Below are 8,246 nucleotides of genomic sequence, written 5' to 3' on the forward strand. Positions count from 1 at the left end.
AAATATACTGCAAAATATAAACATAATACAAGATCGACAACGGGAACACACGAATGGATTCGCCCTTGTTGACCTTGCCGTTGTAGACATTCCACAGCTCCGGACGCTGGTTCTTCGGGTCCCAGCGGTGCTTGCTGTCGCGGAACGAATACACACGCTCTTTGGCGCGGGACTTCTCTTCATCGCGACGGGCGCCGCCGAAAGCTGCGTCGAAACCATGCTTGTCGAGCGCCTGTTTCAGGCCCTCGGTTTTCATGATGTCGGTGTGCTTGGCGCTGCCGTGGGTGAACGGGTTGATGTTCTGCGCCACGCCATCGGGGTTGATGTGCGTGATCAAGTCCAGGCCAAGCTCTTCGACCATCTTGTCGCGGAACTTGTACATTTCCTGGAATTTCCAGCGGGTGTCGACTTGCATCACCGGAAACGGCGGTTTCCGCCTCCAGCTGTTTCAGATGCGTCAGTTTGTCGACCATGGCTACTCACGAAAGCTTTCTTATGAACGGCCAGCGGGCCGTGTTCGAGCGGGGAATCCTAGCACAGCGACCACTTCTAATCAGGACGCCAACTAGAACGAAAGGGCATATGAATATGCCCACTCGTTTGGCTGGCCAAGACCACTGTGGGAGCGAGCTTGCTCGCGAAAGCAGTCTGCCATTCAACGATGATGTCGACTGACTGGGCCTCTTCGCGAGCAAGCTCGCTCCCACAGGGGATAGGTGGTGTTAGATGGGATTCGGGCAATCGATGAAGATGTGCTCGAGGGCGAAGCGTTTCGCCAGGTAGTCGCCGAGGGCCTGCACACCATATCGCTCGGTAGCATGATGACCGGCGGCGATGAAGCTGATGTCGTTTTCTCGGGCGCTGTGGAACGTCTGCTCGGAAGCCTCACCACTGAGAAACAGATCGACACCCGCCGTCACACCGTGATCAATGTATCCCTGACCGCCACCGGTGCACCAGCCAACACGGCGGATCATCCCACTGCCTTCGATCAGCAGCGGCTCACGCCCCATTACCTCTTGGACCTTGCGGGCGAAATCGCGCGGGGTCATTGGCTCGCTCAGCGAACCGACCAGCCCGACGATTTTCAGATTGTCCGGATCCAGCGGGCCTTCGACGGTGATATCCAACTGACGCGCCAATTGCACGTTGTTGCCGACATCTGGGTGCAGATCCAGCGGCAAGTGATAGGCGAGCAGGCTGATGTCGTGTTTGAGTAAAGTCTTCAAGCGGCGCTGCTTCATGCCAGTGACGCAGGGGTTTTCACCCTTCCAGAAATAACCGTGGTGCACCAGCACCAGATCGGCCTCGGCCTCTACGGCGGCGTCCAGCAACGCTTGGCTCGCAGTGACGCCGCTGACAATGCGCATCACCTGCGGACGGCCTTCGACCTGCAAACCGTTGGGGCAATAGTCGGCAATTTTTGCGCTGGTCAGGTAACGGTCGGCTTCTTCGACGAGGGTGCTGAGGGCGACGGCCATGAAAGACTCCTAAATATCCCGTTCAGAGGCACGCGCGGCCTCGTATAATGCGCGACATTATGGGCGGTCTGAACTCGCCTGCAACTTTTCCAGGACGTGCTTAATGCTCAAGGCGCTGCGTTTTTTTGGCTGGCCGTTGTTGGCCGGTGTGCTTATCGCTCTGTTGATTATTCAACGTTACCCGCAGTGGGTGGGGCTGCCGAGCCTCGACGTCAACCTGCAACAGGCGCCGCAGACCACCAGCGTACGGCAGGGGCCGGTGTCCTATGCGGATGCGGTGACCATCGCCGCGCCATCGGTAGTCAACCTCTACACCACTAAAGTCATCGCCAAACCGGCACATCCTTTATTTGAAGATCCGCAGTTCCGCCGCTTCTTCGGCGACAACTCGCCCAAGCAGAAGCGCATGGAGTCGAGCCTTGGTTCCGGCGTAATCATGAGCCCGGAAGGCTACATCCTGACCAACAACCACGTGACCAGCGGCGCCGACCAGATTGTCGTGGCGCTCAAGGATGGCCGTGAAACCCTGGCCCGCGTGATCGGCAGCGACCCGGAAACCGACCTCGCAGTGCTCAAGATCGATCTGAAAACACTGCCGGCTATCACTGTCGGCCGCTCCGACAATATCCGCATCGGCGACGTTGCGCTGGCCATCGGCAACCCGTTCGGCGTCGGCCAGACCGTGACCATGGGCATCATCAGCGCCACCGGGCGTAACCAGTTGGGCCTGAACAACTACGAAGACTTCATCCAGACCGACGCGGCGATCAACCCAGGCAACTCCGGCGGTGCACTGGTGGATGCTAATGGCAACCTCACAGGCATTAACACGGCGATTTTCTCCAAGTCCGGCGGCTCCCAGGGCATCGGTTTTGCGATCCCGGTGAAACTGGCGATGGAAGTGATGAAGTCGATCATCGAGCACGGGCAGGTGATTCGCGGCTGGCTCGGCATCGAAGTGCAGCCGCTGACTCAGGAACTGGCCGAATCGTTTGGCTTGTCCGGGCGTCCGGGAATTGTGGTGGCGGGGATTTTCCGCGACGGCCCGGCACAGAAGGCTGGCCTGCAACTGGGCGACGTGATTCTCAGCATTGATGGCGAACCGGCCGGCGATGGGCGCCGTTCGATGAACCAGGTGGCGCGAATCAAACCGACCGACAAGGTCACGATTCAGGTCATGCGTAACGGCAAGGAGCTGAAGCTCTCGGCAGAAATCGGCCTGCGTCCACCGCCGGCGCCGGTGCAGGAAAAACAAGAGTAAGATTTTTTTCGCATCAACGGCGCGAATAAAAGACATTCTCAAAAGGCATGTTATATTGTTTCAATCTAACAATTGGAACAACATAACATGTCGTCTCGAACAAGGGCCTCCCTGCTTGGCCTGACTCTCGGTCTACCCCTTGGCTTGCTGGGCGATGCGGCCTTTGCCGACGAGCCGCAACCGCTCGAACTCGACGCGATCAGCGTCACCTCCGATTACGAATCCCCCACCGGCCCAGTCAAGGGCTACCGTGCCACGCGCTCATCCAGCGCGACCAAAACCGACACCGCGATCCGCGATATCCCGCAGGCAATCAGCGTGGTGCCGGCCAGCGTGCTCAAGGATCTGGGCAGCACCAGCGTCGAACGCGCTCTGGATTTCGCCGGCGGCGTATCTAAGCAAAACAACTTCGGCGGCCTGACGCTCTACGAATACAGCGTGCACGGCTTCACCACATCGGAGTTCTACAAGGACGGCTTCAGCGCCAACCGCGGCTACCCGAGCACACCGGACGCGGCCAATATCGAGCGTATCGAAGTGCTCAAAGGCCCGGCGGCCAGCCTCTATGGCCGAGGCGACCCAGGCGGCACGGTGAACATCGTCACCAAGAAGCCGCAGCCCGAAGCCTTCACCACGTTGCAGACCAGCGCCGGCAGTTGGGATCGTTATCGCACGGCGCTGGACGTCAACACGCCGCTCGATGAACAGGGCAACGTGCTTTCGCGGATCAACCTTGCGGTCGAGGACAACCACAGCTTTCGCGATCACGTCGACAGCAAACGTGTATTCGTTGCGCCCTCGATCAGTTGGCAACTGAACCCGGATACGTCGCTGTTGGTAGAAAGCGAAATCGTCCGTCACAGCTCGACATTCGACCGTGGCATCGTCGCGCCTAACAATAAATGGAGCGGTGTTTCACGTTCGACGTTCCTCGGCGAACCCAACGACGGCAACATCGACAACCACAACAACCTGCTTCAGGCGACCCTCGAACATCACCTTAACGACAGCTGGAAACTGCGCCTGGCCAGTCATTACAAAGAAGGCAAACTCTGGGGCGATGCCTCGGAAAATCGCCCGCTGAATGCCGATGGCCGCACCGACAACCGTCGCTACCGCGAGCGTGATACCAACTGGCATGACAGCATCACTCAACTGGAATTGCGTGGTTTGTTCGACCTTGGTCCATGGCAACACGAACTGCTGATCGGCACCGAATACGAGAATTTCCGTAAGAACGAGCGCGTCACCACTATCGCCGGCGGCCCCTACGCCGTCGACATCTACAAACCGATCTACGGCCAGCCGAAACCCAACGGCGCACGCTCGGGCACCGACTTCTTCGAACACCTCGAAAGCCATGCGCTGAACCTGCAGGATCAAATCGTTTTTACCGACAAACTGCGCGGGATGATCGGCGCACGCTTCGAACACTTCGAACAAAACATCGATGACCACAGCCGAAATGCCAGCAGCCGCCAGACCCACGACGCCCTCACCCAGCGCGCCGGCCTGCTCTATCAACTGACACCGAACACCGGCCTGTTCGCCAACGCCTCGACCTCGTTCAAACCGAACAACGGTCTTGATGCTGCCGGCAAATCCTTCGATCCCGAAGAAGGCGTCGGCTACGAAGTGGGGATCAAAAACGAACTGTTCGACGAACGTCTGAGCAGCACCCTCGCCTTCTTCCACATCGACAAGGAAAACGTCCTCGCGCTCGACCCTGCCACCGACACTAACCGTGCGATGGGCAAGGCACGCAGTCGCGGTTTCGACCTGCAAGTGACCGGGCAAGTCACCGATGCCCTGCGGGTAATCGGCGCCTTCGCCTACATCGACGCCGAGGTGACTCAGGGCGACGCGGTGATTCCCACCGGCAGCCGCATCCTCGGCGTGGCCAAACGCAGCGGCAGTCTGCTGGGAGTTTATGAATTTCAGGACGGGCATTTGCGCGGCTCGGACGTTGGCGCGGCGTTCACTTATGTCGGCGACCGTTCGGGCGAATCCGGTAGCGACTTCGAATTGCCGGCCTATCACACGGTCGACCTGCTGGCCCATTACAAGGCCAGCGAAAACGTCACCGTCGGCCTGAACCTGAACAACGTTTTCGACGAAAAATACTATGAGCGCTCCTACAGCAATTACTGGGTCAACCCCGGCGAGCCTCGCAATTTCACCGTCAGCCTGTCACTCAATCTGTAAAAGGACGTCACCATGCAATACGGCAAAACCCTCCTGATCATCGCTGCGCTGTTCGCCGGACAAGCCTCGGCCCATGGCCTGTGGACCGAACAACGGCGCGGCAACATCGAAGTGATCTACGGCCACGGTGCCGAGGACAACGCCTTCAAGGCACAGAAAATCAGCGGCGCGTGGGCTTATGACGCAAGCGGCAAGATGATCCCGGTCAGCGTCGAACGCCTGGCCGATCACGCTCGCCTCAAACCGCTGAAAACACCCGCGGTCATGGCCGTCGCCCTGAACAACGGAATGTGGTCGCAAACCGCTGACAAGAAGTGGATCAACGAAGGGCGCAGCAAAGTGCCGGGTGCAGTCGAGGCGACCGAGACGTTCAAGTACAGCCTGGCGATTTATCAGCCGGGGGCGAAGTTGCCCAAGCTGGATCAGATCAAGTTGCTGATTCTGCCGGAAGTTGATCCGCTGACGGTCGGGCCGGGTAAGTCATTGCCAGTGCGCGTGTTGCTTGATGGCAAACCGGCGGCGGGCGTGAAGTTGATTGGCGATTACCGCAGTGCACCGAATACCCTGAGCACCGAGACCGACAAGGACGGACGTGCGCAGGTGCTGGTGCGAAATGAAGGGTTGAACGTGATTGCGGCGCAGATTGAGGTGCCGGTGAAGGACAGTGTTGATGTGAACAGTCGCGGGTTGTTCAGTTCGCTGACTTTCCTGGGCGAGCCCCATCACGAGTAAAAAACCCTCACCCCAGCCCTCTCCCAGAGGGAGAGGGAGCCGACCGAGGTGTCTGGCGCCATACATCGACCTGAAATACCGAGTCGATTATGGATTCAGGAAGGCATCGACCCTGAAATACCGAGTCGATTATGGATTCGGTAAAGCACTCCCAGGTCGACGTAACGTTAAAGCATCCCCCAATCAGTCCCCTCTCCCTTTGGGAGAGGGTTAGGGTGAGGGGCTTCTGCTGTTAGAGGTCGCCGAGACCATCGATCAACGCCTGATTCTGCTCCGGCGTGCCAATCGAGATCCGCAGGAACTGCGCAATCCGCTCTTGCTTGAAGTGCCGCACAATCACGCCCTGCTCACGTAATTTCGCCGCCAGCCCCGCCGCATCATGTTGCGGGTGCCGGGCAAAGATGAAGTTCGCCGCCGACGGCAACACCTCAAAACCCTTGCCCTGCAATTGCGCGACAACCCACTCGCGGCTTTCGATGACCAGACGGCAAGTCTTGTCGAAATACTCACGATCCTCGAATGCCGCCGCCGCGCCGACGTTCGCCAGGCGATCCAGCGGATACGAGTTGAAGCTGTTCTTGATTCGCTCCAGCGCCTCGATCAGGTCCGGATGCCCCACCGCCAGGCCAACCCGCAGGCCCGCCAACGAACGCGACTTGGACAGAGTCTGCGTCACCAACAGGTTCGGATAACGATCCACCAGGCTGATCGCCGTTTCACCACCGAAGTCGATGTACGCCTCGTCCACCACGATCACCGAATTCGGGCTGGCGATGAGAATCCGCTCAACCGCATCCAGCGCCAACAGGCAGCCAGTCGGGGCGTTCGGGTTGGGGAAAATGATCCCGCCGTTGGGCTTGGCGTAATCCGCTGGATTGATCTGGAACTGCGCATCCAGCGGCACTGCGTCGAACTTGATGCCATACAAACCGCAATACACCGGATAAAAGCTGTAGCTGATATCGGGGAACAGAATCGGCTGATCGTGTTGCAACAAGCCGTGGAAAATGTGCGCGAGCACTTCGTCCGAACCATTGCCGAGGAACACCTGACTGGTCTGCACGCCGTAGTAAGTGGCGACAGCATTTTTCAGCAGATCGCTGTTCGGGTCCGGGTACAGGCGCAGGTTGTCGTTGAGTTCGGTCTGCATCGCCGCCAAGGCTTTTGGCGACGGGCCGTAGGGGTTTTCGTTGGTGTTGAGCTTGACCAGTTTGGTCAGCTTCGGCTGCTCGCCCGGCACGTAAGGCACCAGATCCTTGACGAACGGGCTCCAGAATTTACTCATGTTCAGTTCCCCTTCGATTCGTCTTTGATGCGGTATTCGGCGCTGCGGGCGTGAGCGCTCAGCGATTCGCCACGAGCCAGTACTGAAGCAGTTTTGCCCAACTCGGAAGCGCCGGCCTCGGAGCAGAAGATGATCGAGGAACGTTTCTGGAAGTCGTATACACCCAGCGGCGAAGAGAAACGCGCGGTGCCGGAAGTCGGCAGCACGTGGTTCGGACCGGCGCAGTAATCGCCCAACGCTTCGGAGGTGTGACGGCCCATGAAGATCGCGCCGGCGTGGCGGATCTGCGGCAACCAGGCCTGCGGGTCGGCGACCGACAGTTCAAGGTGTTCCGGTGCGATGCGGTTGGCGACTTCAATGGCCTGGGCCATGTCACGCACGTGAATCAACGCACCGCGGCCATTGATCGAAGTTTCGATGATGGTTGCGCGATCCATGGTCGGCAGCAGCTTGTCGATGCTCGCGGCGACCTTGTCGAGGAACTCGGCGTCGGGGCTGACCAGAATCGCTTGCGCGTCTTCGTCGTGCTCGGCCTGGGAGAACAGGTCCATGGCGATCCAGTCCGGGTCGGTCTGGCCATCGCACACCACGAGGATTTCCGAAGGACCAGCGATCATGTCGATGCCAACCTGGCCGAACACGTGGCGCTTGGCTGTGGCGACATAGATGTTGCCCGGGCCGACGACCTTGTCCACTTTCGGCACGCTTTCGGTGCCATAGGCCAGCGCGGCAACCGCTTGTGCGCCACCGATGGTGAACACACGGTCGACGCCGGCAATGCACGCAGCCGCCAGCACCAACTCGTTGATTTCACCGCGCGGGGTTGGCACGACCATGACCACTTCGGTCACGCCGGCAACCTTGGCCGGAATCGCATTCATCAACACCGACGAGGGGTACGACGCCTTGCCGCCCGGCACATACAAGCCGGCGCGATCCAGCGGCGTAACCTTCTGGCCCAGCACGGTGCCGTCGGCCTCGGTGTAGCTCCAGGAATCCTGTTTCTGCTTTTCGTGGTAGCTGCGCACACGGGCCGCGGCTTTTTCCAGCGCTTCGCGTTGCGGCACGGTGATGCGGGTCAGGGCCAGCTCCAGGCGCTCGCGCGGCAGGATCAGGTCAGCCATCGAGGCGACATCGAGGCCGTCGAACTTCTTGGTGAACTCGACCAGCGCCGCGTCGCCACGCTCACGCACAGCCTTGATGATGTCGAGCACGCGCTGATTGACCGAGTCGTCAGACACACTTTCCCAGCTCAGCAGATGATCCAGATGATGCGCGAAAT

At 59.4% G+C, this 8,246-nt stretch carries 6 protein-coding genes and 1 pseudogene; 3 read left to right on the top strand and 4 right to left on the bottom strand.

The genetic code is table 11. From position 1 onward, the window contains the following. Positions 1 to 433 (bottom strand): annotated as a pseudogene (gene cysD, locus ACIQVE_RS25755) (sulfate adenylyltransferase subunit CysD); the annotation flags it as partial. A gap of 289 nt (positions 434 to 722) precedes the next feature. Beyond that, positions 723 to 1,481 carry a Nif3-like dinuclear metal center hexameric protein gene (locus tag ACIQVE_RS25760; protein WP_402813900.1) on the bottom strand — a complete coding sequence of 253 codons (759 nt, stop codon included), beginning with the start codon at positions 1,479 to 1,481 and terminating at the stop codon, positions 723 to 725. A 103-nt stretch (positions 1,482 to 1,584) separates the two neighbouring features. On the opposite strand from ACIQVE_RS25760, the gene algW reads away from it, so the two are divergent. The 3 genes from algW to ACIQVE_RS25775 all read left to right on the top strand — a co-directional run bounded on the left by algW (position 1,585) and on the right by ACIQVE_RS25775 (position 5,679). Then, positions 1,585 to 2,742, top strand: a complete 1,158-nt coding sequence (gene algW, locus ACIQVE_RS25765) for a Do family serine endopeptidase AlgW (RefSeq protein ID WP_402813902.1) — start codon at positions 1,585 to 1,587, stop codon at positions 2,740 to 2,742. 87 nt (positions 2,743 to 2,829) lie between these two features. Further along, a complete protein-coding gene (locus ACIQVE_RS25770) occupies positions 2,830 to 4,947 on the top strand; it encodes a TonB-dependent siderophore receptor (RefSeq protein WP_402813904.1) in 2,118 nt (705 codons plus the stop codon). A 12-nt stretch (positions 4,948 to 4,959) separates the two neighbouring features. Further along, positions 4,960 to 5,679, top strand: a complete 720-nt coding sequence (locus ACIQVE_RS25775) for a DUF4198 domain-containing protein (protein ID WP_402813907.1) — start codon at positions 4,960 to 4,962, stop codon at positions 5,677 to 5,679. Between the two features lie 232 nt (positions 5,680 to 5,911). Here the strand turns inward: ACIQVE_RS25775 and hisC are convergent, their stop codons facing one another. Together hisC and hisD are read right to left on the bottom strand one after the other, a co-directional pair. Next, positions 5,912 to 6,964, bottom strand: a complete 1,053-nt coding sequence (hisC, locus tag ACIQVE_RS25780; RefSeq protein ID WP_402813910.1) for a histidinol-phosphate transaminase — start codon at positions 6,962 to 6,964, stop codon at positions 5,912 to 5,914. A 2-nt stretch (positions 6,965 to 6,966) separates the two neighbouring features. Further along, on the bottom strand, positions 6,967 to 8,246 hold a 1,280-nt coding region (gene hisD / locus ACIQVE_RS25785; protein ID WP_402813912.1), incomplete at its 5' end, for a histidinol dehydrogenase.

The sequence above is a fragment of the Pseudomonas sp. NPDC098747 genome, assembly GCF_044760045.1.
Lineage (GTDB): Bacteria > Pseudomonadota > Gammaproteobacteria > Pseudomonadales > Pseudomonadaceae > Aquipseudomonas.